This window comes from Streptomyces sp. NPDC090106, from assembly GCF_044747265.1.
Classification (GTDB): domain Bacteria; phylum Actinomycetota; class Actinomycetes; order Streptomycetales; family Streptomycetaceae; genus Streptomyces.
Genome location: NZ_JBIVDS010000009.1, coordinates 139,166 through 163,140 on the forward strand (window position 1 = coordinate 139,166; position 23,975 = coordinate 163,140).

Genomic DNA, 23,975 nt, shown 5'->3' on the forward strand with positions numbered 1-23,975 from the left:
CTTCCGGGGAGGAGGCGCGGGCGGACACGGGCCGGGGTGGGACGGCTGGGTTCCGCTCGGGTCAGGTCATCGGCCGGCGGTACGGGGCCTCGGGCTCACACCTCACCTCGCTCCTCCGGACGCGGCCACGGCACACGGAACTCGTGCGCACCGCCGCCGACCTCCTTGGACAGGCCCGGCAGGTCGACCTCCGCGGTGGTGTTGAACGGCACGGTCGCGCGCACGGTCAGCTCGGCACCGGCGAGCGACCACTCGACCTCGGCGGGCCCGTACGGCGTCAGCAGCCGCGCCCGCGCGTGCGTGAGTCCGCCACCGGGACGCGGCGCGATCCGCAGGCGCCGGTAGCCGGGAGCGGCGGGCGCGAGTCCGGCGACGACGCGGTGGAGATAGTCGGCTACGGCCCCGAGCGCGTAGTGGTTGAAGGAGTTCATCTCCCCCTGGTTGACGGTGCCGTCGGGCAGCATGCTGTCCCAGCGCTCCCAGATCGTCGTCGCCCCCATGGTGACCGGGTACAGCCAGGACGGGCGCTCGGTCTGGAGGAGCAGGCCGTAGGCGACGTCGTCATGGCCGGTGTCGTTGAGCGCGTCGCACACTTCCGGTGTCCCGGCGAAACCGGTGGCGATCCGATGTCCGTCCCTGGCCACGAGTTCTGCGAGCCGCTCCCCCGCAGCGCGCCGGGTACCGGCGTCCGGCAGGAGGTCGAAGCGGAGCGCCAGGGCGTAGGCGGTCTGGGTGTCCGACGTCAGCCGGCCCGACGGTTCGGCGAAGGCGGCGAGGAACGCCGTCCGGGCCTGTTCCGCGAGGGCGAGGTAGCGCTGCTCGTCGTCGTTCTCGCCGAGTTCGGCGGCGATCGACGCGAGGGTCCGCGCGGAGCGGAACAGATAGGCCTGGGCCACCAGATGCGGCTCGGTACGGGACTGCCAGGGGTCCTCGGGCGGCGAGGCGGGGTCCAGCCAGTCGCCGAGCTGCCGTCCCGCCCGCCACACGCCGTCGGGCCCTCGCTGGGAGTCCACCAGGTCGACCCAGGCGCGGGCGCTGTCGTACTGGGCGCGCAGCACACCTGTGTCGCCGAAGCGCTGGAACAGGGTCCAGGGGACGAGCACGGCCGCGTCGCCCCACAGTGCGGCGGCCCACGCGGGGGTCCACTCGGCGATCGGGATCGACGGGACGATGAAGGGGACGGTGCCGTCGTCGTACTGGTCGTGGGCGAGGTCGGCGAGCCATGAGGCGAGCATGCCCGCGCAGTCGTAGAGGAAGGAGGCGGCGGGGGCGAAGACCTGGATGTCGCCGGTCCAGCCGAGCCGTTCGTCGCGCTGGGGGCAGTCGGTGGGGACGTCGAGGAAGTTGCCGCGCATGGACCAGCGGATGTTGTCGTGCAGCTGGTTGAGCCGGGAGTCGGAGGACGAGAACCAGCCGGTGCGCCGCATGTCGGTGTGCAGCACCTGTGCGGTGACGTCGAGGGGCGAGCGGTCCTCGGGCCAGCCGGTGACCTCGACGTAGCGGAAGCCGTGGAAGGTGAACCGGGGCTCCCACTCCTCCGGTCCCCCGCCCTTGAGGACATACGTGTCGAGGGAGGTGGCGTGGCGCAGGGGGCGGGTGTAGAGCTCGCCGTCCTGGAGGACCTCGGCGTGCCGGAGGCTGACGGTCGTACCGCGTTCGCCCTGGACCCGGATGCGGACACGGCCGGTGAGGTTCTGACCGAAGTCCAGGACCGTGCGACCACTGGGCGTGGTGAGGACGGCCTCGGGTGCGCGGCTCTCGATGCGGCGGACCGGGGGGCCGGGCGGTGCGCACAGGGCGGAGGCGTCGAAGTCGATCCGGTCGACGGGCCGCCATCCGCGGGCGTCGAACCGGGGGCGGGACCAGCCGGTGAACTCCGCGCGGGCGTCGTACCGTTCACCCTCGTACAGTCCGGCGAAGGTGATGGGGCCGTAGGCGTAGCGCCAGTCACGGTCGGTGCCGACGACGACGCGGCTGCCGTCCTCGCAGTCGATCTCCAGTTGGGCCAGCAGCCCGGTATGCGCTCCGTAGTGGCAGGTCTGGCCGCCGTGGATGCCGAAGCGGCCGGTGAACCAGCCCTCGCCGAGCCAGGCACCCAGGACGTTCTCGCCTTCGGAGAGCAGGGCGGTGACGTCGTGCGTGGCGTAGCGCAGCCGGTGGTGGTAGCTGCTCCAGCCGGGCGCGAGGACCTCCTCGCCCACCCGGGAGCCGTTGATCTCCGCCTCGTACAGGCCGTGGGCCGTGATGTAGAGGCGGGCCCGTTTCACGGGGGCGCCGAGCTGGAACGAGGTGCGCAGCTGGGCGGGGCGGGTGAGTTCGGGCACGGACGGGGAGACCATCGCGGCGGTGAAGTCGCCGGGTGAGAGCAAGCCCGCTTCCACGTGCAGCACCGGGCTCCAGGCCGAGACACCGGTGTCCTGGCCCCAGACCCGGACACGTATCTCGCGCCGGTCGCGGGAGGCCAGCGGGGCAACCCCGTCCGGCCAGGCGACCAGCACCGATGCGCCGCTCTCGATCCGGCCGCTGCTCCACGGTGGACCGGCCTCCGGCGCGATCTCCAGTTCGTAGGCCTCCTGTTGCCATCCGTCGGGCGCGGTGTCGACGGTCCAGGAGAGCCGGGGACGGTCCACACCGATACCGAGCCCGCTCCTGCGGTGCTCGACCGTGGGCTGGGACAGGGTCACGTGGTGGCCGGAGGGGTGGTTCCGGGGCATGAGTCAGCTCCTGTTCCCGGGCGGGGCGGACGGCGTCGTCGGTCGTCCGTGGCGGTCCCGCCTCGGAAGTGAGTGAAACGCTTCATTAGTGGACCGGGCTCACCGTAGGGAGGCCGGTCCGATCCGGTCAAGCGATCTCCCTCGGGAACGTGGCGCGACACGACGCCGGGGAGCACCGACGCCTTCAGGGCGCACGCCTTTGAACTGCCCTTTTCTTGATTTACCGGCCGCCCGGGCGCAGTTCGTCGGCGGTCCTCGGACGGCACCATCCACAGCGCCGGCCGCCTCACACTTCGACGACTCTCTCGAAAAATGACGGTGCAGAGGCATTGAAACGCTCCACAAGCCGTCATAGCATCCGGCCGTCTGAAGCGCTTCACAGTGGGCGCGCACCATTTCAAGGAGGAAATGTGACCACAGCGGCCCGGCCCTCGCGCCGTCTCTTCGCTGTCGGGGTGTTCACCACGGCAAGCCTTCTCGCACTCAGCGCCTGCTCCTCGTCGGCCGACACCGGCGGCGTGGGCAGCTCGACGTTCACGTTCACCGGGATCACCAGCAACCAGACGCCGGCCGACACCCTGAAGGCGCTGAGCACCGGCGCCTGCAAGGCCGCGAACGCCGACGCGCCACTGAAGACCGACAACGTCGAGCAGAGCACGCTCGACCAGAAGGTGCAGCTGCTCGCGGGCCAGAACGCGCTGCCGAGCGCACTCATCGCGCCCGGCACGCCGAGCCTGGTGACGGACCTGATCAAGAACAAGCAACTCGTCGACCTGACCGACGAATTGAAGAAGGCAGGGCTGAGCGACGCGGTCCTGCCCGCCGCCTCCTCCACCATCGAGAAGCTCTACGGCCAGAAGGGCGTCCACGCCCTGCCGAACGAGTTCAACATCGAGGGCATCTGGTACAACAAGAAGATCTTCGCCGACCACGGCATCGAAGTCCCGGCCACCTGGGACGAGTTGGTGGCCGCCACGGAGAAGCTCCAGGGCGAGGACGTCCAGCCCCTCACCGCGGACGGCAAGGACGGCTGGGACGTGACCCGTTGGGTCGGCGCCTACCTGTTCCGCTCACTGGGCGCGGACGCGCTGGAGAAGGTCGCGGACGGTTCCGCGAAGCTGACCGACGCCGAGTACGTGAAGGCGGCGGACGCCGTCGCGGCCCTGGGCAAGGCGGGGGCGTTCGGCTCCAACGTGGCCTCCAACGACTACAACGGCACCGTCAACGACTTCCTCACCGGCAAGGCCGCCATGGTCTACATGGGCTCCTGGATGCTGTCGAACATCAACGACGCCGAGCAGAACAAGATCGGCACGGAGAACGTCGGCTTCATGCCCTTCCCCGCGGTGACCGGCGGCAAGGGCAGCATCGACGAGGTGCCCGCCAACGTGGGCCAGCCGATTGTCTTCAGCCAGAAGTCCTTCGGCACCAACACCTCCGCCTGGGTCAAGTGCATCGCCCAGAACTACGGCGACGAGGTCCTCGACACGTCCGGTGTGATCTCCGGCTTCAAGCTCCGCAAGGACCACGACCTGCCCGAGGTGACCCAGGTCGTCCAGGACGAGGTCACGAAGGCCAAGTCGAGCGTGCTCTGGTTCGAGGCCCTCTTCAACGCCAAGGCGAGCACCGTCTCGCAGCAGCAGGGCGGGCTCCTGGGCAGCGGCGGCCTCAGCGGCGCCGACTTCATGGCGAAGGTCCAGGCCGCCCTCTAGTCATCACGCCGACGGGGGCGCCGCCGGGCGCCCCTGCCGTAAGGAGAACCATGAAAGACGTCCTCGGCGACAAGCGCATGGTCGCGCTCCTGATCGGACCCGCGCTGCTGCTGTACACGCTCGTGACGATCGTCCCGATCGTGTGGTCGCTCGTCTACACCCTCTTCTCGGGCGGCCTCATCAGCGGCATGCACTTCACGGGCCTGTCGAACTTCACCAAGTTCTTCACCGACGAAAGCGCCCTGGACGCCCTGTGGTTCACCGTCCGGTACGCGCTGATCATCACGGTCGGCCAGGTCACCCTGGGCTATCTGCTGGCCCTGCTGTACGTGTTCTTCCTGCGCAGGGCCTCCGCGTTCATCCGTACGCTCGTGTTCTTCCCCGTGGTGCTGCCCACGGTCGCGGTGGCCCTGCTCTTCCAGCAGATCGTCCAGGTGGCCCCGACCACCGGCCCGGTCAACGCCGCCGTCCAGTACTTCGGAGGCGACGGCACCGACTTCCTCGGCAGCACCACCGGCGCGTTCTGGGTCCTCGTCGTCATGGACCTGTGGCGTTCGATGGGGTTCTACGCCGTGCTGCTGTACGCGGGCCTGGTCGACATCCCCGACGAGGTCCTGGAATCGGCCCGGCTGGACGGCGCCGGCGGCTTCACCCTGATCCGCCGGATCGTCCTGCCGCTCTCCCTGCCCGTCCTGCTGTCGTCACTCATCTTCAGCATGAACGGCACCCTCAAGGTCTTCGACTCCATCGTGGCCCTCACCAACGGCGGCCCGGGCAGCTCCACCACACCCCTGACGCTGTACATGTTCCAGACCTCGTTCAGCTACGGCGACTACGGATACGGCTCCACCCTCGCGACGATGCTCACCCTCCTGTGCCTGCTGTTCACCCTGTTCATCTTCCGGTCCACGCGCCGCGACCTCACGAAGGGCTGACCGATGAGCACCCCGCACGCGAACCATCGCGTCATCCGCTTTCTGCGGCGCCTACCCCTGCATCTGGCCGTGACGTTCCTGCTGGTCATCGTCGCGTACCCGCTGATCTGGCTGCTGCTGGGCTCGTTCAAGACCCAGGACGAGTTCCTCAACGAACCGTTCTGGACCCTGCCGGACCACTGGAGCCCGGACAACTACACCAGCGCGTTCCGCGACGCGGGACTCGGCACCTACCTGCTCAACAGCGTCCTCACGGTGATCCCCGCGCTGCTGCTGTCCCTCGTCATCGGCGTCGCGGCGGGCTTCGCCCTGGAGGTGATGGTGTGGCGGGGCCGGGGCCCGGTCCTGCTCTACTTCCTGGCGGGGATCATGGTGCCGGGGCAGATGCTGCTGCTCCCCCTGTTCACCTCGTACTTCAAGCTCGGCCTCACCGGCACACTGTGGCCGCTGATCATCACCTACACGGTCATGGCGACCCCGCTGACGGTGTTCATGGTCGCCACCTATTTCCGCGCGGTGCCCCGGGACCTCTTCGAGGCCGCCACCATCGACGGCTCCGGCGTGCTGCGGATGTTCTGGTCGATCGGGGTTCCCGTCGTGCGCAACGCCATCATCACCGTCGCCATCGTGCAGTTCTTCCTGCTCTGGAACGACCTGCTGATCGCGCTCACCTTCACCAACGACGAGAGCCTGCGCACCCTCCAGGTGGGCCTGCTCAACTTCACGGGCCAGTACGGATCGGTGCAGTACGGGCCGCTGTTCGCCGCCATCTCCGCCAGCATCGTCGGCATCCTCGTCCTCTACCTCTTCCTGAACCAGCGCGTCATGAAGGGCCTCGCGGCCGGGGCGGTCAAGGGATGACCGGGCGGCACCGCCCACGGGCCGCCCGGCGGTCCCGGGAACAGCGCCCAGGGCGCCGGGCACCTCCCGTTCCGCACGCCGGCCGGTTGGCGCCGGATATCATTTCCCCAGCCGATTGAAGCGTTACAACAGACGGCCGCACCACGGCCACCGGAAGGGTTCACGGAGATGACTACAGTCGGGATCAAGGACGTTGCGTTGCGCGCCGGAGTCTCGATCGCCACCGTCTCCAACGTGCTCAACAAGCCGGACCGGGTGGCCACGGCCACCCGCCAGAAGGTCGAGGACGCCATCGACGTCCTCGGCTACGTCCCCAACCTGGCCGCCCGGCAGCTCGCGGGCAGCCGCGGCAGCGTGGTGGGGCTCGTGGTCTTCGACGTGCGCAACCCCTTCCTCACCGATGTCGCCCGGGGCGCGGAGGATCTGCTACACAGCCAGGGGCGCTCGGTGATGCTGTGCAACACGGACGTCCTGCCGGAGAAGGAGGAGCGCTACCTCCAGCTGCTGGCCCAGCAGAACGCGGCCGGCGTCCTCATCACCCCTGCCGACCTCAACCGCGCCTGGCTCGACTCGCTGCGGGCCCGGGGACTGCGCATGGTCCTGCTCGACAACACCGAGGTCTACCCGGACGTGTGCTCCGTGGCGGTCGAGGACGTGGCCGGCGCGGACCTCGCCGTCACCCACCTGCTGGCCCGCGGACACCAGCGCATCGCCTTCGTCACCGGGCCGATGCACATGCGGCAGTCCCAGGACCGCCTCGCGGGCAGCGTCCAGGCGCTCGAACGCGCGGGCCGCCCCGCCGACATCCTCCAGACCGTCGAGACGGCCGGGTTCACCGTCGACCAGGGCCGCCGCGCCGGCGAGCAGCTCCTGGCGTCGAGCGACCGCGTCACCGCCGTGTTCTGCGCCAACGACCTGCTCGCCCTGGGCGTCATGCAGACGGCGTTCCAGGCCAAGCTGCGCATCCCCGACGACCTCGCGATCGTCGGCTACGACGACATCCACTCCTCCGCGACCGCGGGGGTGCCCCTCACCTCGGTGCATGTCGGCGGCTACGACCTCGGCAAGGCCGCCGCCGAGCTGCTGCTCGACGAGGACGACGCGCACCACACACACCGGCGGATGGTCTTCACCCCCCGCCTGATCGAACGCAGCTCGACCTGATATCCGTCGGCCGCCGCCCGACCCGATCCGCGGCCCGACCTGACCGGGCGGCGGTCCACCCCGCACGCACGGAGCCCCGGCCGCGCGCGGCACCTCGTTCGACGGGCGCCACGGGCGCTTGAAGCATGCCCTGCGCGGGGTGGGTGACGGGCGGTCGGTGGGCCGCGGCGGCTCCCGCCATCGCCGTAGAACGATTTTCGTCAGGAGCGTTGCCGCTCCCTGATGAACCCCCTACGGTAAGGGCCGTCGCCGCGTAAATCGTTCTACGTCAGCTGGTGGGCCACGAGGAGAACGGGATCTCCCCGGCCCGCAGCGAGCCCTCTCCCGCTTCACACGGGCGGGTCGAGACAGGGCACTCCCCCTGACGACCCGCTCCCCTGCCGATTCGTCCATCGGCCCGTTCCGGCACCCCACCCCAGGCTCCGCGCACCCCTGCGCGGCAGGCAGACGAGCGACCTCGATTGAAACGTTACAAGGAGGCAGTGTGTCCCCCTGGCAGAGATCTCGCCCGGTGAGCGGCCTACGGCGCCGAGGCGCCACGGCCGTCACGGCGGCCTTGTTGATCACGCTGATCCCCGCGGCGACCGGTACCGCCACGGCCGACGGCGCGGCGGCCACGGACTGTTCCGCGGTGCCGTGGATGAACAAGCACAAGTCGGCCGACCAGCGCGCCAAGGCGCTGCTGGCGGCCAGCACACAGCACCAGATCTACCGGTGGCTGGTCGAGCAGCCCGCCAACAACCCGACGCAGACCACGTTCCAGGGCGTGACGTATCCCGTGCAGGTCGCCTGCACCCCGGCCGTCACCTACACCGACGGGCCGGAGGGAGTGCGTTCCGGCGAGGGGGTCACCACCTTCCCCGCCCAGATCGCCCTGGCCTCCTCGTTCAACGAGGACACCGCCTACGCCAAGGGCCGGGCCATGGGCCGTGAGGCCTTCGACAAGGGCAAGAACGTCATCCTCGGTCCGGGCGTCGGCGGCGGGCGCACCGCGCTGGCCGGGCGGACCCCGGAGTACTTCGGCGAGGACCCGGTCGTCAACGGCGTCCTGGCCGGCGCCCAGGCCCGCGGCATCGAGAGCAGCAAGGACAAGCCCGTACTGGCGGACCTCAAGCACTACGTGGCCAACGAGCAGGAGACCGACCGGCAGACCAGTTCCTCCAACGTCGACGAGCGGACGCTCAAGGAGATCTACGAGCTGCCGTACGGCATCGCCCTGGCCGAGGGCGAGCCGGAGAGTGTCATGTGCTCGTACAACCAGATCAACGGCGTCTACGCCTGCGAGAACGACCTGCTCGACAAGAGCCTCAAGGGTGAACTCGGCCTGGACGGCTACGTGATGAGCGACTACGGCGCCGTCCACTCGACCGCCGCATCCCTCAAGGCCGGTCTCGACCAGGAGCTGAACCGGCCGATCCACTTCACGCCGGACAAGCTGGACGCGGCCCTGGCGGCCGGAGAGATCACGCGGAAGGACATCGAGAGGGCCGCCTTCCGCGTGGTCCGCTCCTACATCCGCGGCGGCCTCTTCGACCACCCGCTGGCCGCCGAGCCGAAGGCGGACGTGTCGACGCCCGCGCACAAGGCACTGGCGCGACAGATCGCCGAGGAGGGCTCGGTGCTGCTGAAGAACAAGGGCGGCACACTGCCGCTGACCAAGCGCAGCGGCAGGACCATCGCCGTGATCGGGTCGGTCGCCTCCGCCGATCCGGACAGCGGCCTGAACGCCAGGCAACTGTGCAGCCTTCCGCTGAACTTCGGCGGCACCACCTCCGGGCGCAACACCATGGCGTGCGAGGACGTCGTCGCGCCCCTGGACTCCCTCACCGAGCGGGCCGCGAAGCTGGGCGCGACGGTCGTCTACGACGACGGCAGCGACCCGGAGCGTGCCGCGCGGACCGCCGCCGCGGCCGACGTCGCCGTCGTCTTCGGCTACAAGCAGGTCGGCGAGTTCTCCGACCCCGCCGACCTCGGTCTGGACGCCGGCGGCGACGCCCTCATCAGCACCGTGGCCGCCGCGAACGACTCCACCGTGGTGGTGCTGGAGACCGGCACGGCGACCACGATGCCGTGGCTGTCGAAGGTCGACTCCGTGCTGGAGACCTGGTACCCCGGCGAGCAGGCGGGCCCGGCCGTCGCCGCCCTGCTGTTCGGGGACGTCAACCCCTCCGGCAAGCTCCCCATGACCTTCCCGAAGTCCGAGGAGCAGCAGCCCGCGCACACCGAGGCGCAGTACCCCGGTGTCGTCCCCGAGGGCGGAGGCATCCGCCAGGTCGACTACAGCGAGGGGCTCCAGGTCGGCTACCGCTGGTATCAGGCACAGGACGAGCAGCCGCTGTTCGACTACGGCTACGGGCTGTCGTACACCGACTTCGACGTCTCGAAGCTGAAGGTCTCCGCGTCCGGCAGGAACGGGCTGAGCATCCGGTTCAAGGTGACCAACAGCGGCAAGCGGTCCGGGACCGAGGTGCCCCAGGTATACCTGGAACTGCCGCGCAGCGCGGGCGAACCCGCGGCGCGGCTGGCCGCCTGGGACCGGGTCACGCTCAAGGCCGGCCAGAGCCGGACCGTCACGCTCCAGCTGACCGGGGAGCAGATCGAGACCCGCCGTCTCACCCAGTACTACGACAGCGCGCGCGGCACGTGGCGGACTCCGTCGGGGACCTTCACGGCGCACGTCGGTACGTCCTCCGACACGAGCCTGTCGGCCGGGTTCACCCTCGGCGGGCGCTGACCGCTCGGGTGACGATCCTCCTCACCGGACGGAACCCCGGCGCGAACGGGAACCTCCGGGCGGACACACCCCCTGTGAGAAGCTGACCGCGGCCGGCCGGGATCTTCCGGCCGGCCGTGCAGCACCTCACCGAGCGGGGTCGGTCCGGCGACGCGCGACCGCGCCGGTGGAACAGTCGCGGTGACGGCTGATCCTCAGGGAGGGACCACGTGACGGAAGCCAGCGGGCGACGCCGGTCGGTGACGATCCAGGACGTGGCGGATACGGCCGGGGTGTCACGGGCGGCCGTGTCCAAGGTGATCCGCGACGCCGCCGGGGTCAGCCCGGCGATGCGCGCCCGGGTGAACGCGGCCATCGAGGAGCTCAACTACCGGCCCAGCGTGGCCGCCCGGTCCCTCAGGGGCGCGAGCTACACCCTCGGGCTCGAGGTACCGCACCTCGGCAACCGGTTCCTCACCCAGATCGTGAGCGGCGCGGTCCAGGCGCTGAAGGGCACCCGCTACCAGTTGGTCATCGCTCCCGCCGACGGCCGCGAAGGGTACGGCGCCATCGAGGCCCTCGCGGACCGGCAGGTCGACGGGATCGTGGTCGTCTCGCCCCGGGTCGACGCGGCCTGGCTGGAGCGGCTGGCACGGAACGTGCCCGTGGTGATGCTCGGCCGCCACGACCGCTCCGCGCACTACGACACGGTGGTCGGGGACGACGAGGCCGGAACGCGGCAGGTGATGGAGTACCTGCTGGGCCTGGGGCACCGGCGGATCGTGCACCTCACCGAGGACGAGGCGGTGACCGCGCCCGGCACGGGCAGTCCGCACGCCCTGCGGCTGCGCGCCTTCGAGGAGACCGTGCGCGCCGCGGGCCTGTCCGGTCAGGCCCGCGTGCTGCGGACCGGGCAGACCGAGGCGAGCGCCCGTGCCACGGTGCGGGAGCTGCTCGCCGAACATCCCTGGCCCACCGCCGTGTTCGCCAGCCACGACCAGCTCGCGCTCGGCGCGCTCGCCGCCCTGGTGGACCACGACGCCGCCTCCGCCGTCTCACTCGTCGGCTACGACAACACAGACCTCGCCGCGCATCCCGCGATCTCCCTCACCTCGGTGGACCAGAGCGGGCCGGACATGGGGCGGCTGGCCGTCGAGATGCTGCTGGAGCGGATCGGTGGCCGCGGCCGGCCGCAGCATCACATCGTCACGCCGTCGCTGGTCGTACGGGGGTCCAGCGGGCCGCCGAGCGCGATGGGCTGAGCCGACGGGGCGTCGCAGGCTGGTGAGCACGGCGGACTGGTGGGCGTCATGAAGTGGTGGGCGTCATGAAGTGGTGGGCGTCATGAGGTGGTGGGTGTCGTGAGCTGACAGGGCGTCGTGCGAGCGGGCTCGTGTACCGCGGGCGTCCGGGCGTTCGCCCGTTCGGGTGAAGGTGTGGGGCGATCCCGCAGACGCGAGAAGCAGGATTTCCGGCCACCTGTTTCAGGTCGGATCCGGGTGGATTTCCGGGGCCCTCGCCGTGAAGGCTCCCGGCGCCGCCGGTACCGGCAAAGCGGTGCCCCGTGTTCCGCAGCGCCCTCTTGGGCATGCGGGAGACACATGAACGGCGAGTATTCCACCCGAAGGATGACCTCGGAGGTTTTCGCCCGAACTGCCCCTCACTCTATGTGAGGATGCGACACCGTTCACCTGATGGCCGTGCCGGGGGGCACGGCACCACAGCCAGAGGCGCCGACCGCCTCACTCGTACCCGACCACCCGGTAGCCATGTCCACAGCATCCGAGATGGATCAGTTCACCCCGCCGACGACCACCGAGGCGGGCGGACGTCCCCTGCCCGCGTCGGATCCGGACACCGTCGTGGCGCGCGTCGCCGCGCCGCTGCTCGACAACACCGCCCGTACGGTCACCTGGATCGCTCCCCGGGAGGGCCGCCATCACCGGGTCGTACGCTGCACGGCGGACGGCCACGCGGATCTGCGGGTGAGCGGTCAGGACATGGAGGCCACCGGCGTACCGGGCCTGGACGACGTGCTCGCGGGCACCGTCGCCACCCCGGTGCACGGGGATCTCCTCACCCCCGCGCCGCAGTGGCTGGCCGGCGCCCGGGCCGAGGAACTGCACGCCAGCCTCGTCGTACCGCTCGTCGGCCAGGAGCAGTCGCTCGGGGTGCTGGTGCTGCTCGGGGAGCAGTGCCAGGCCGAGCGCTGGACGGGCCCGGACGCGGCAGCCGTCACCGCGCGGGCCCGCAAGGCCGAACTACTGCTGGAGGCGGTCCAGTTGCGCCAGAGTCTGCTGGCCGCATCCCGGGAGATCGGCGCGGGCCTGGATACGGTGCACGAGCGACGGGTGCTCGGCGTGGACGTCCAGGTGCGCTGGCGGCCCGCCGACGCGGGGCGGGGTCTGGGGGTGGGCGGGGACTTCTACGCGTTCCTGCCCCGGCCGACGGGGGTGACGCTCGCGGTGGGCGACGTGTGCGGCAGCGACACGGTGGCCGCGCTGCGCGCCCTGCGCGTCCGGGGCCAGCTGGAGGCACTGGCGCTGACCACGCGGGACGACGCCGAACTGATCGACCGGCTCAACCGGTTGTGCCCGACCGGCCCGCCCGCCGAATTCTACGCGTTGTCCCTCATCCACATCGCGGAGAGCAGCGGTCCGGAGACCCGGATCCTGCTGCACCAACTCGGCATGCCCGACGCCCAGATCGTCCACCCCGACGCCCGGCTGACGCGAAGTCCCGCACGCGGCACGGTCCTCGGGGTGGCGGACGACCTCGCCTACACCCCGCACGATCTCACCCTGGCCCCCGGCGACACCCTCGTGGTGAGCACCGACGGCCTCGTGGAAGCGCGCAACCCGGGCGGCGACATGCTGCCGACCGCGTACATCGAACGCTGTCTGCGCCGGTGCGCGCAGGCACCCGGCAGCGTGGTGGCCGATCAACTTCTCATGCTGATGCGGCAGTGGCTGGGCGGAGAGGACCACGACGACACGACGCTCGCGGTCGTTCACGCTCCCCGCCCCCACTCCCCGGATCCGAAAGGAGCCTCATGACCTCCTCCCCCGACCCCGACGACACCCATCTGTCCACCGTGCGAGAGGAGTTGCTGGAGCAGTTGCTCCACGGTGACGAGATGGCCGCCGTCCAACTCGTCCTGAAGAGCCTGGAGAACGGGGCCCGCCCGCAGAGCCTGCTCCTCGACGTGCTCGGCGAGACCCAGCGCGAGGTGGGGCGGCGATGGCAGAGCGGGCAGATCACCCTGGTCGAGGAGCATGCCGCGAGTGCGCTGACGGAGCGGCTGGCCAGCGTCATCACCGTGCATCCGGCGGCCCGTTCGCTGCCTCCGGTCAAGGGGCCGATCACCGTGGCCTGCGCGGAGGGCGAGTGGCACGCGCTGCCGTCCCGGCTGGCCGCGGATGTCCTGCGCATCAACGGCTGGAAGGTCGTCTACCTCGGCAGCGACGTCGAAGTGTCCTTCCTGGCCCGCCATCTGGCCACCTCGCACAGCCGTCTCCTCGGCATCAGCTGCCAGGTGGCCACCCATCTGCCGATGGTGCACGCCGCGATCAAGGCGGCGACCGCCCTCGGTATCCCCACGCTCACCGGCGGCGCCGCCTTCGACCCGCAAGGCGTCCTCTCCGCCCGCCTCGGCGCCGCCGCGCACGCGTCCGATCCCCGCCACGCGCTGACCCAACTCCAGGACGGCATCGTCCCGTTGTCGTTCACCCTCAACACGACCACCCCGCATGTGCCGTGCGAGGAGTACCACTCCCTCAACAACCGCCGCGAGGCGATCACCCGAGCGGTGGCCGTCGCCCTCCACGGCCCCGACGCGCCTCCGGTCGAACCGCAGAGCCCGCCCGACCTCCTCACCCGCTTCCTGCTGGCGGCGCTCTACACGGACGAACCGTCCGTCCTCACCCACGCCTTGCTCTGGCTGGGCACCGCACCGGACCAGCCCGACGAAACGGCCTACGACCCCACCCCGGCCCTGCAAGCACTCACCGTCGCCGTGCACGACCACCCCACGGCACTGCGCCTGCTCCAGGAGGCCACGGCCTCCACGACCGGCGACGTCTGAACAGCGGTGTCCGACCGGCGGGCTCCCGGCAACAGGCGGGCGACGCTTCCTCCGCCCGCCCTCTCACTACTGTGACTTCGTATGACCGACACCGAGACCGAGATCACCGCCGAACTGGTTCGCGACCTGCTGCGGGAACAGCATCCGGACCTGGCGGGGCTGCCCGTCCGTGAGGTGCCGGGCGGCTGGGGCAACCAGATGTGGCGCCTCGGGGACGAGCTGGCGGTGCGCGTGCAGCGCATGGACCCCACCCCGGAGCCCCAGCTCAAGGAGCGGCGGTGGCTGCCCCTGCTGGCTCCGCTCCTGCCCCTGCCGGTGCCGACCCCGGTACGTCTCGGTGAACCGTCCGGGCGCTTCCCCAAGCACTGGACCGTCATGACATGGGTTCCCGGCGAGCCGCTGGACCTCTGCCCGCTCACCCGTCCCGCCCACGCGGCCGACACCCTGGCGGACTTCCTGCGGGCACTCCACGTGGAGGCGCCCGCGGCGGCACCGGTCGGCTCGGACTTCGGCGCACACCCCAAGAAGTGCGCCGACGGCTTCGAGCACTTCTTCCAGGCAGTCGCCCCCGCCGATGTAGCCGCCGCCACCCGCGCCGTCTGGGACGACGCCGTCGCGGCCCCCGAGTGGGACGGCCCGCCGCTGTGGACGCACGGTGACCTCCACCCTGCGAACGTCGTCGTCCGCGACGGGACCCTCTCGGGCATCGTCGACTTCGGCGCCCTCTTCGCCGGCGACCCGGCCTGGGACCTCGCCGCCGCCTGGGTCCTGCTCCCCGCAGGCACGGCCTCACGGTTCTTCGCCGGCTACGCGCGCGCAGACGAGCCGACGATCAGGCGCGCCCGGGGCCTGGCCGCGATGAAGTGCCTCTTCCTGATGCTGATGGGTCGCAACGGAACCCAGGGCCTACCCGGCGGCAAGCCGCACTGGGGGCCGCTGGGCCGGGAGGCACTTGACCGTGTTCTGAGGGGCGTCTGATTCCCTTACTCCGCGCTTCTCGCCAGCCAAGCGCTCACCGGTGAGCCTCATCTGTAGAGCACGGCAGTGAACCCACGTCCCCTGATGGGACGAGCCATCGCCATTCGCCACGCGATAGCCCGTCTTGGCCGTTTACGATCCGGCAACCATCGCATCCTTGGGGAATTCCATGACCGAAAAGCCGCCGAAGCCCGCAGCACCGCCACCCGGCCCGCTGGCCCCGCCCTCCAACAGAAGGAACCGCTCCAGTCTGATCATCGTCGCTTCTGCGGCGGCGATCATCGCAACCATCGTCGCCACGGGAATCATCGTGGTGCAGAGCCGCGACAACGAAGGCAGTCCGACCAGTTCGGTGTCGCGTCCCACACCGTCGCGCGCCTTGGTCAGCACCGCGGACGAAGAGCAGGTGGCCCCTCAGGAAACCGAGCCGCAAATCAAAGGGCTGCAGGAACGGGCTGTGTACGAGAGCGGTATTGCCGTAAGTCTGTCCGGTTACAGGCGCGGCACGTCGACAGCCATTGCAGCACCAGCAAACGTGCCGTTCGTGTCGTTCACCGTCAAGATCGAGAACAAGTCCGCCTCGGCGGTAGAACTCGGCACCGCCTACCTCACGTGCTTCCACGGTGACGAGATCCAGGAATCCCAGCAGGTTTTCGACGAGAATTTGCACGGCCTGCCTGACTTGCGACTGAGGCCGGGCCGGACAGCGAAGGCTACGGTGGCCTGTGAGATGCCGAAGGACGAGACCTATCTGCAGGTGGAATTCACGCCTTCGCCACTCCTGACGAAGACAATCTTCGCGGGTGACGTGAAATAGGTCGCGCAGCAAGAGGTGTCAGGTCTCACCTACGTCCGTGCGCATCTATAGCGGCAGCGCACGGACGCCTCCCGCCAGGGCTGAAGGCAGCGGGCGGCGGGGTGAGCGGATGGGTGGGTGGCACTCTTGGCCCATGAGTGAGCGAGAGCAGCCGACCCGGCGGCGTGTGCGTGTGCGTGCCCCCGAGCTGACCGGTGAGGGCGGGTGGCTGAACACGGGTGATGCGCGGTACACCCTGGCGGATCTGCGGGGACGAATTGTCGTTCTGGATTTCTGGAAGTTCACTACAGAACACTGAACTTCTGGAGATACTCAATTGGTGCACCAAGACACAATCTGTGATCTGTACCTGCGCCTGTCCCTCGATCGGGATGGCAAGACTGCAATCGAACGACAGGAAGCCGACTGCCGTGCATGGGCCGAACGCAACGGGCTGACGGTCCGCAAGGTCCACATCGACCGGGGCCGCTCCGGTTACAAGTCCGTTGAGCGCAAGGGATTCGACGCCGCCCTTGCGGCTGTCACGGCCGGTGTCGTCGGCACGCTCGTCGTCTGGAAGCTCGACCGACTGTCACGCAAGGGCATCGGCCAAGTCGGACAGGTCTTGGACGACATCGAGAAGGCGGGCGGCCGTCTCGTCTCCGTCATCGACGGACTCGACACCTCAAACGATTCCGCTCGCATGGTCGTTGCCATGCTCGCCGAACTGGCACGGACGGAATCAAAGAACCTGAGCACGCGCGTCAGTCACGCGAAGCGATATCTACGGGGTGAGGGCCAGTGGATCGGCGGGCAGCCGCCTTACGGGCTCCTGGTGGACCCGAAGACCAAGAAGCTGACCCACGACCCGGAGCATGCCGTCTACGCCCGGCTGATCGCCGATGAGGCGCTGGCCGGTAAGTCACTCGTGAACATCGCAAGGACGCTCAACGAGTACGAAGTCTTGTCGCCCTGAGGCGGCCAGTGGAACGCGGCAAGCATCATGCAACTCCTCCGCTCTCCGGCGTTCGCAGGACTCATGCCCGAGACCGAAACCGTGGAGTCGGACGACGGGGAGCGCAAGTACACGAGTCGCGTCTTCCCTTACCGGGATCCCGAGACGATGGACACCGTGGAGATCGGCGAAGGCATCATCACCTTCGGCGAACGGGAAAGGATCATTCGTCAGCTTGAGGCGCGGACGTTCGTGCATGCTGGCAAGCGTCGCCCAAAGCCCGAGGGCATGGCACTGCTCACCGGGCTGATCTTCTGCGGCGTCCCAGGTTGCGGGCGGCGCATGCACCGGGTGGGAAACAGCTACCAGTGCATGGCACGCCGTGCGGGAAACCAGTGTCCAGGCGCTTCGGCCCTCGCTGACCGTGTGGACGACTACGTGGCTGAGCGCTTCCTGACGAAGCTTCCTGCTCTTGAGCCGGACGGCCCCTTGGTCGTCGCCATCGCCGACCGTTTGGTGCACCGCACGGACCCGGAGACATTCGCCAAGCGGGATGCGATCAGGGCGGAGATCGACGACGAGGAAGCGAGACTGGCCGATCTCGAAGACGCCCGCTATGTACGCGGCGAGTTCAAGGGTGCGGCAGCCGTGGAGCGATACAACCGACTGGCTGACCGGCTCAAGGAACGCATGGATGGCCTACGCGCTGATCTCGCGAAGTTGCCGATGCCCTCGGTGGATGTGAGTCCGATGCTCGATGCCGAACTCCTCCGAGAAGCCTGGCAGGCATCTGAGGACGCGGACCGCAGGGGACGGCTGTCCCTGGCCATCGACCGCGTGGAGGTCAGCAAGGGCAAGCGGGGCCAACAGTTCGTTCCGGAGCAGCGAGTGCGGATCGAGTGGGCCACCCTGGATGACGAACCGCCCTTGTGAGCCCAAGTGAGCACGTTGTCGGCCCGTCACTGGGAAACCCGGTGACGGGCCGTTCGCGCTTCGTGGACCAGGGGAGGTTCGCCTCCGGTCACACCAGGGGTCACTGACGTCACCTCACCACCCAGGGGGGCACTCCCGACCCTCTCCCGGCCTGATCGGCAGGGAGGGAAAACTCTTGCGTGGCTGATTGGGGTGATTGCGCGGGTTGTTGTCCTGCGTCATCAAACTTTGAGTGCGTGACGCCGAAGCCTGGCTGCTTGGCCACCACCGTTCAGTGTCAGTGGCGAGCGGCAGACTGCAGGCATGGATGATTCTCCCGTCTCGGACCGCTGCGACCGAGCCAAGCCTGCCTGGGTCAGCTCGATGGGCGGACCGTTGATCGTGGTCCCGGAGTCCTGCATCAGCGCATGGGGTGGCTGCACAGAGGACGGCTCCGTCCTGGGCGAGGCCGATGGCCAAGATGATTACGACCGAGCCTGCGCGGTGGACGACTGGGCTGGAGTGATCGCCGTGGGCGCGGAAGGTGCCACCGCGCTCGTCCTGGCCGATGAACCTGCAAAGACGTGCTTCCTGCCAGAGGAGCAGCTATTCGTGCGGTGGCTGGCTGCGGATTCGGAGGAAGAGTTGCTCGCCGGCGCCGAAGCGGTCACAGCCGACCCGGACACTCCTTGGGAGGACTGCGGCTTGTGGGCTTCTGATGGCCCAGCTGTACTGATGGACTCGGCAGAAGCGGGCGTGGATCTCGGCGTGGAGTATCCCAACGGTGGCCAGCCAGAACAAGCTCCCGTACGGCTCCCGACAGGGCGGTGGAGGGTCCGTGCAGTCCATGCAAAGAACGAGTTCGCATGGGTGGTCGTGGTGCAGCTTGTCGCCGAGGAAGGTTCGATCTGACGACCGTTGCACCGCTGTTGCTGTGTGTGACGATCGCCAGGGCATCCATCAAACGATGGTTTGTGAGACACCCCTCCCGTCACCCCGTTCACCCTGGCATCGCGTTCAAAACCCGTCTCAGAGCTTGCTCCGAACTCTAGAAATTGTGAGACGAGTTATGAGGCGATTGGGTCATGGTGAAGAACACGGGGCACCTCATCGGATACGCGCGGGTCAGCACGGACGACCAGGAGGCACAGCTTCAGCTGGACGCCCTTGAAGAGGCGGGCTGTGCACGGGTTTTCAAGGACAAGGCGAGCGGGAAGAACACCGACCGTCCGGAGCTTGCCGCCGTGCTGGACTACCTGCGCCCCGGAGACACCCTGTGCGTGTGGAAGCTCGACCGCTTCGCCCGCTCGCTGATCGACCTGGTGACCCTGGTCGACCACCTCGCAGAGCGCGAGGTCGGCTTCAAGGTCCTCACGGGCGCACTGGCGCACTGGCGCACTGGCGCACTGGCGCACTGGCGCACTGGCGAGCATCGACCCGAACACTCCGGACGGCCGTCTCATGCTGCAAGTGGTGGGCGCCATGGCGGAGTTTGAGCGCAGCCTGATCAAGGACCGCACTCGCGCCGGTCTGGACGCTGCCCGTGCGCAAGGGCGTACCGGCGGCCGTCCCACCGTGATGGACGCCGACAAGCTCGCTGCCGCCAAGGCCCGCAAGGCGCAGGGCGAGAGCGTCACGGCCATTGCGAAAGCCCTCAAGGTGTCCCGCGCAACGCTGTACCGGGCGCTGAGCGAATCCGATTAGTCCGGCCCGACTTTAGAGGCGGCCCTTGTGCGATGGTGGATGACCCTTTTCATGTCGGCAGCGAGGGGCACTCCGGGGCTCGAGAGGAGAGGGTCCGCTGCCACACCCCTGCACATCGCCAGGAGATTGCGCGCAGGTAGCTGCGGCGCTGTCTTCAATGCTCCTGATGGGGCCGAGTCATGCCGCTGTCGGTCGTGACCACTGCCGAGTCCGAAGGCTGCACTTCGACCCGGAGCATCGGCCATGGCGTAGCGTCCTGACCGACTCCGCCGGTAAGGAGCATGCGGCGAACGCAGGCGCCCACAAGGAACCCGCGTTCGGCGAGCTGACTGACGTACTGCTGAATCGCCTTCTCTGCGTCACGGTTCTCACGGACACTTGCGAGATCCCCAGCTATGTCCAGGTAGTCCCGCAGCAGATCCATGAACTCGACGATCAGATCTTCGTCATCGTCATGCAGGCCATCAGGAAGCGCGTACTCAAAGGTGACGCTCTCCTTGACCATGTTCCAAAGCGGGTTGCCCCGCGTGATCAGCTTCAGCACCGTGGGCTGCGGGAACATCGGATCGGGCACCAGCCTCATCCGGCCTGCCTCAGCGTGCATCACCGACCGTACCCATGCTTCGTGGTCTGCTTTGATCTGTCGCAGCCGCTCCACGGTGAAGTGCCCCGGTTGGTCATCCACTCGCTTGTGATCCTTGCTGCACAGCAGGATCAGGTTCGCGTGCCCATTGATCAGCTCTGACGCCAAGCCGCCTGCCCGAGGGCCGCCCATCGACTGCGCGACGATGTGCGCTTCCTCGCCAAAGACAGAGGGGTCATCCGAGTCAGTCCCAGGCGTGATCACCTGCTCTTTGCAGATGGCGCACCGTCCACCAGCCTGAACCCAGAGGATCTTTCGAGTCTTCTCCGAGACGCCCATGATGGAACGTAGCAAGGAACGCCGGTGCGGCATGACTGCCCGTCGTATTCCGACGTTTCAGCCGAGGTAGGGTCGTTCCCGCTGCTCTAGATAGTGGGTTAGTCGTAGCCGCTGGGTGTTGTGCATGGGTAGCGCGTCGAGTTCGCCCGGCCCTACGAAGCAGAGTTCGGTGCTCTCGTCCGAGATGGCCAGACTGCCACCGATCACCCGCGCCGTGAAGCAGACGTTGAACTGCCGGCGGACCTCTCCGTCGCTGTACGCGATGACGTGCCGGGGGTCCGTGTACGTGTCTACAAGGCCTGTGATCTCGACGTCCAGGCCCGTCTCTTCCTTGACCTCTCGGACGGCCGTACCGGGCAGCGAGTCCCCCATGTCCATGCCGCCGCCTGGCAGCGCCCACAGGTCGTTGTCCCGACGCCGCTGGAGCAGGATGCGCCCCTGGTCGTCCGTGACAACCGCAGAGGCACCAACTACCAGACTGTTGGGCTTCGGCGCGTTCGGGTCGTCGTGGTACTCGGTCCGTGCCATGCGGTCACCCTTCCACGGGTCGGGCTGTCTCCCATACGGCGTTGAAGCTCTCCGTGCAGGTGTCGAACATGCCCCCGCTGCCACCGCGCCGGAGGTGCCACACGGGCGCCCCGTAGGCGTTCACACCCCACCCGTGAGCATTGACCAACACCTGGTCGTCGGCTCGGTACACGCTGTTGCAGAGCGTCGTGGCGTGGGTCCGCAGCTCGATGCCGGGTACCCCCAGCAAGGGCCGGTAGTGCATGAGCGCCAGACGACAACGGCTCTCGATGCCGTGCCCGAACTTCTCCTCCTGGCCGCGCTGTTGGACATACGAACTATCAGCATCACCTAGGGCAATCCGCACCGCACACCCTTCGGCAGCACGCTCCCTCAGTAAGTCGTTCAGTCGCGGCTACGCCTCATGAAGGAAGACGGCGGCGTACACCAACACGTCGATCCGCTCCCGCGCTGCGCTGAGGAGATCCACGTACACAGACACGGGCAAATCCGCGCGCTGGTCGTACAGCGCCACCAGCTCCGGACTGACAGCCCGCGCAGCACGGGCCTGCCTCAACGAGGGCCAAAGTGCGTGCACGTCTTCCCCCAGGATCTCAGCGGCCTTGAGCGCCGTTACCAGCTCGCCACACCACACGCGAGGGGACGGCTGACGATGGTGAGCACCACCGAGACCACTGACGCAAGTACCTGGGAGTACACGACCTATGCCCCGTCCGGTGAGACGTGCCCTGCGTGCATGCGGCGCATCAAGCCGCTTGAGAGGGTGCGACGCGGCACCATGGAACGCCAGTCAGGGCCAACCGTGGTGATCTACCGCCACGCCAATGGGTGCCCGGAGACCGCCCGGTGAGCGCGCACAGTGCCGCGCAACGCCCGTTGATGACGATTCGGGTGTCTCGCGACGGTGGCCGGACGTTCGGCCCTGAACGGGCCGTACACCGCTCGGAAGGTCTGCCCCCGCCGGCTTCCTACGCATGGCCCCCATGCCAGTGCGGCCGGTGCCGCCCGGCCCACCGCTGACAAGCCCCGGCCCGCCGGGCGACGGCGAACGAGGCAGCCGGGCAGGGCTCACCTGTCTCCGCCACACGTGAGTGATCGTGCGTTCATCCCGGGATGGCACCCTGGACTGCATGAACGCTGCCTCTCCTGCCCCTCGACGTGCCCGTGTCCGTGCCCCCGAGCTGATCGGCAAAGGCGGCTGGCTGAACACGGGCGGCAAGAATCTGACGCTCGCGGACCTACGAGGTAAGTGGGTTGTTGTAGATTTCTGGACGTTCTGCTGCATCAACTGTCTGCACGTCCTCGACGAGCTGCGTGAGCTGGAGGACAAGCACCGGGACACGGTCGTCGTGATCGGTGTGCACTCGCCGAAGTTCGTGCACGAGGCGGAGCACGCGGCGGTCGTCGACGCGGTGGAGCGGTACGGGGTGGAGCATCCCGTGCTGGACGACCCCGAGCTGGCGACGTGGAAGCAGTACGCCGTGCGGGCCTGGCCGACGCTCGTCGTCATCGACCCGGAGGGGTACGTCGTCGCGCAGCACGCGGGCGAGGGGCATGTGCACGCGATCGAGCGGCTCGTGTCCGAGCTGGAGGCCGAGCACGAGGCGAAGGGGACGCTGCGGCGCGGCGACGGCCCGTACGTGGCGCCGGAGCCGCAGCCCACGGCCCTGCGCTTCCCCGGCAAGGCCGTCCTGCTGCCCTCGGGGAACCTCCTGGTCAGCGACACCACCCGGCATCAGCTCGTGGAGCTGGGCCCCGACGGGGAGAGCGTCGTGGGCCGGATCGGGTCCGGGGAGCGAGGGCTGGTGGACGGGCCTGCGGACAGCGCCGCCTTCAACGAGCCCCAGGGGCTCGCGCTGCTCGACGGGGAGGCGGTCGTCGTCGCCGACACCGTCAACCACGCCCTGCGCCGTCTGGACCTCGTCACCGGTGAGGTGACCACCCTCGCCGGTACCGGCCGCCAGTGGATGCGGGGGGACGCGACCGAGGGCCCCGCGCGGGACGTGAACCTCTCCTCCCCCTGGGACGTCGCGCCCTGGCAGGGCAAGGTGTGGATCGCGATGGCCGGCGTGCACCAGCTCTGGGCGTACGACCCCGCCGACGGGACCGTGTCCGTCACCGCCGGCACGACCAACGAGGGCCTGGTCGACGGCCCGGCCGCCGAGGCCTGGTTCGCGCAGCCGTCGGGGCTCGCGGCCACCGACGACCGGCTCTGGCTCGCCGACTCCGAGACGTCCGCGCTGCGCTGGGTGGAGCCGGACGGCACGGTCCGTACCGCCGTCGGCACCGGGCTCTTCGACTTCGGGCACCGCGACGGCGCCGCCGGACAGGCCCTGTTCCAGCACCCGTTGGGCGTGACCGCGCTGCCCGACGGTTCCGTCGCCGTCAGCGACACCTACAACCACGCGCTGCGCCGTTACGACCCGGCGACCGGTGAGGTCACCACGCTCGCCACCGATCTGCGCGAGCCCAGCGACGCCGTGCTCGTCGGCGGCGACATCGTGGTCGTGGAGTCGGCCCGGCACCGGCTCACCCGGCTGCGGCTGCCGGAGGAGGCAGTGAAGGTCGCCTCCCGAGCCCACCGGACCCGGCGCGCGGCCACCGAAGTCACGCCCGGCAGGCTCCGGTTGGACGTGGTCTTCCAGGCACCGGCGGGCCAGAAGCTCGACACGCGCTACGGTCCGTCCACCCGTCTGCTGGTCTCCTCGACCCCGGCCGAACTGCTCCTGAAGGGTGAGGGCGCGGACACGGATCTCACGCGGACGCTGGAACTCAACCCTGACGTGACCGAGGGCGTGCTCCACGTCTCCGCGACCGCCGCCTCCTGTGACGACGATCCGACGGTCGAGTACCCGGCGTGCCATGTGCATCAGCAGGACTGGGGCGTCCCGGTCCGGCTGGCCCCCGGCGGGGCGGACCGGCTCCCGCTCATCCTCGCGGGCATGGACCCGGCGGAGGACTGACCGCCCACGCCCCACTCCCGGAACACGGCCGGGG

Annotated in this window: 19 protein-coding genes and 1 pseudogene; 16 read left to right on the forward strand and 4 right to left on the reverse strand. The window is 69.1% G+C overall.

The window, feature by feature from the left end:
• Window positions 1-95: 95 nt before the first annotated feature.
• Window positions 96-2,714 carry a glycoside hydrolase family 78 protein gene (locus ACIPSE_RS28090; RefSeq protein WP_401667514.1) on the reverse strand — a complete coding sequence of 873 codons (2,619 nt, stop codon included), beginning with the start codon at window positions 2,712-2,714 and terminating at the stop codon, window positions 96-98.
• A gap of 410 nt (window positions 2,715-3,124) precedes the next feature.
• On the opposite strand from ACIPSE_RS28090, the gene ACIPSE_RS28095 reads away from it, so the two are divergent.
• The 15 genes from ACIPSE_RS28095 (at window position 3,125) to ACIPSE_RS28165 (ending at window position 19,528) form a co-directional block, all read left to right on the forward strand.
• Entirely contained in the window at window positions 3,125-4,426 is a 1,302-nt protein-coding gene (locus tag ACIPSE_RS28095; protein WP_401667517.1) for an ABC transporter substrate-binding protein, read from the forward strand.
• Window positions 4,427-4,476: 50 nt separating this feature from the next.
• Window positions 4,477-5,361 carry a carbohydrate ABC transporter permease gene (locus tag ACIPSE_RS28100; protein ID WP_401667519.1) on the forward strand — a complete coding sequence of 295 codons (885 nt, stop codon included), beginning with the start codon at window positions 4,477-4,479 and terminating at the stop codon, window positions 5,359-5,361.
• Window positions 5,362-5,364: 3 nt separating this feature from the next.
• On the forward strand, window positions 5,365-6,222 hold the full coding sequence (locus ACIPSE_RS28105; protein WP_401667522.1) for a carbohydrate ABC transporter permease: 858 nt from the start codon (window positions 5,365-5,367) through the stop codon (window positions 6,220-6,222).
• Window positions 6,223-6,390: 168 nt separating this feature from the next.
• Window positions 6,391-7,386, forward strand: coding sequence for a LacI family DNA-binding transcriptional regulator (locus tag ACIPSE_RS28110; RefSeq protein WP_401667524.1), 996 nt, complete (start codon window positions 6,391-6,393; stop codon window positions 7,384-7,386).
• 559 nt (window positions 7,387-7,945) lie between these two features.
• Window positions 7,946-10,120 carry a beta-glucosidase gene (locus ACIPSE_RS28115; RefSeq protein ID WP_401667526.1) on the forward strand — a complete coding sequence of 725 codons (2,175 nt, stop codon included), beginning with the start codon at window positions 7,946-7,948 and terminating at the stop codon, window positions 10,118-10,120.
• A gap of 209 nt (window positions 10,121-10,329) precedes the next feature.
• Window positions 10,330-11,361 (forward strand): LacI family DNA-binding transcriptional regulator, encoded by a 1,032-nt coding sequence (locus ACIPSE_RS28120; protein ID WP_401667529.1) that lies wholly within the window; start codon window positions 10,330-10,332, stop codon window positions 11,359-11,361.
• A 507-nt stretch (window positions 11,362-11,868) separates the two neighbouring features.
• Window positions 11,869-13,155, forward strand: a complete 1,287-nt coding sequence (locus ACIPSE_RS28125; RefSeq protein ID WP_401667532.1) for a PP2C family protein-serine/threonine phosphatase — start codon at window positions 11,869-11,871, stop codon at window positions 13,153-13,155.
• Window positions 13,152-14,183, forward strand: a complete 1,032-nt coding sequence (locus ACIPSE_RS28130; protein WP_401667534.1) for a B12-binding domain-containing protein — start codon at window positions 13,152-13,154, stop codon at window positions 14,181-14,183. The genes ACIPSE_RS28125 and ACIPSE_RS28130 overlap by 4 nt, the downstream gene beginning before the upstream one ends.
• Before the next feature lie 81 nt (window positions 14,184-14,264).
• On the forward strand, window positions 14,265-15,161 hold the full coding sequence (locus tag ACIPSE_RS28135; protein ID WP_401667536.1) for a phosphotransferase: 897 nt from the start codon (window positions 14,265-14,267) through the stop codon (window positions 15,159-15,161).
• A 169-nt stretch (window positions 15,162-15,330) separates the two neighbouring features.
• Window positions 15,331-15,978, forward strand: a complete 648-nt coding sequence (locus tag ACIPSE_RS28140; RefSeq protein ID WP_401667538.1) for a hypothetical protein — start codon at window positions 15,331-15,333, stop codon at window positions 15,976-15,978.
• Between the two features lie 319 nt (window positions 15,979-16,297).
• On the forward strand, window positions 16,298-16,933 hold the full coding sequence (locus ACIPSE_RS28145) for a recombinase family protein (RefSeq protein ID WP_401667541.1): 636 nt from the start codon (window positions 16,298-16,300) through the stop codon (window positions 16,931-16,933).
• 63 nt (window positions 16,934-16,996) lie between these two features.
• Window positions 16,997-17,845, forward strand: a complete 849-nt coding sequence (locus ACIPSE_RS28150) for a zinc ribbon domain-containing protein (protein ID WP_401667544.1) — start codon at window positions 16,997-16,999, stop codon at window positions 17,843-17,845.
• Between the two features lie 303 nt (window positions 17,846-18,148).
• A complete protein-coding gene (locus ACIPSE_RS28155) occupies window positions 18,149-18,736 on the forward strand; it encodes an Imm21 family immunity protein (RefSeq protein WP_401667546.1) in 588 nt (195 codons plus the stop codon).
• Window positions 18,737-18,909: 173 nt separating this feature from the next.
• Window positions 18,910-19,320 (forward strand): recombinase family protein, encoded by a 411-nt coding sequence (locus ACIPSE_RS28160; protein ID WP_401667549.1) that lies wholly within the window; start codon window positions 18,910-18,912, stop codon window positions 19,318-19,320.
• Window positions 19,307-19,528 (forward strand): helix-turn-helix domain-containing protein, encoded by a 222-nt coding sequence (locus ACIPSE_RS28165; RefSeq protein ID WP_401667552.1) that lies wholly within the window; start codon window positions 19,307-19,309, stop codon window positions 19,526-19,528. The genes ACIPSE_RS28160 and ACIPSE_RS28165 overlap by 14 nt, the downstream gene beginning before the upstream one ends.
• A 154-nt stretch (window positions 19,529-19,682) precedes the next feature.
• Here the strand turns inward: ACIPSE_RS28165 and ACIPSE_RS28170 are convergent, their stop codons facing one another.
• The 3 genes and pseudogenes from ACIPSE_RS28170 to ACIPSE_RS28180 all read right to left on the reverse strand — a co-directional run.
• Window positions 19,683-20,450: an HNH endonuclease signature motif containing protein gene (locus tag ACIPSE_RS28170; protein ID WP_401667555.1), complete on the reverse strand. Its 768-nt coding sequence runs from the start codon at window positions 20,448-20,450 to the stop codon at window positions 19,683-19,685.
• 57 nt (window positions 20,451-20,507) lie between these two features.
• On the reverse strand, window positions 20,508-20,978 hold the full coding sequence (locus ACIPSE_RS28175; protein WP_401667558.1) for an NUDIX domain-containing protein: 471 nt from the start codon (window positions 20,976-20,978) through the stop codon (window positions 20,508-20,510).
• 4 nt (window positions 20,979-20,982) lie between these two features.
• Window positions 20,983-21,591 (reverse strand): annotated as a pseudogene (locus tag ACIPSE_RS28180) (XRE family transcriptional regulator); the annotation flags it as partial.
• 517 nt (window positions 21,592-22,108) lie between these two features.
• Between ACIPSE_RS28180 and ACIPSE_RS28185 the strand changes: the two are divergent.
• Window positions 22,109-23,941: an NHL domain-containing thioredoxin family protein gene (locus tag ACIPSE_RS28185; protein WP_401667561.1), complete on the forward strand. Its 1,833-nt coding sequence runs from the start codon at window positions 22,109-22,111 to the stop codon at window positions 23,939-23,941.
• Window positions 23,942-23,975 lie beyond the last annotated feature (34 nt).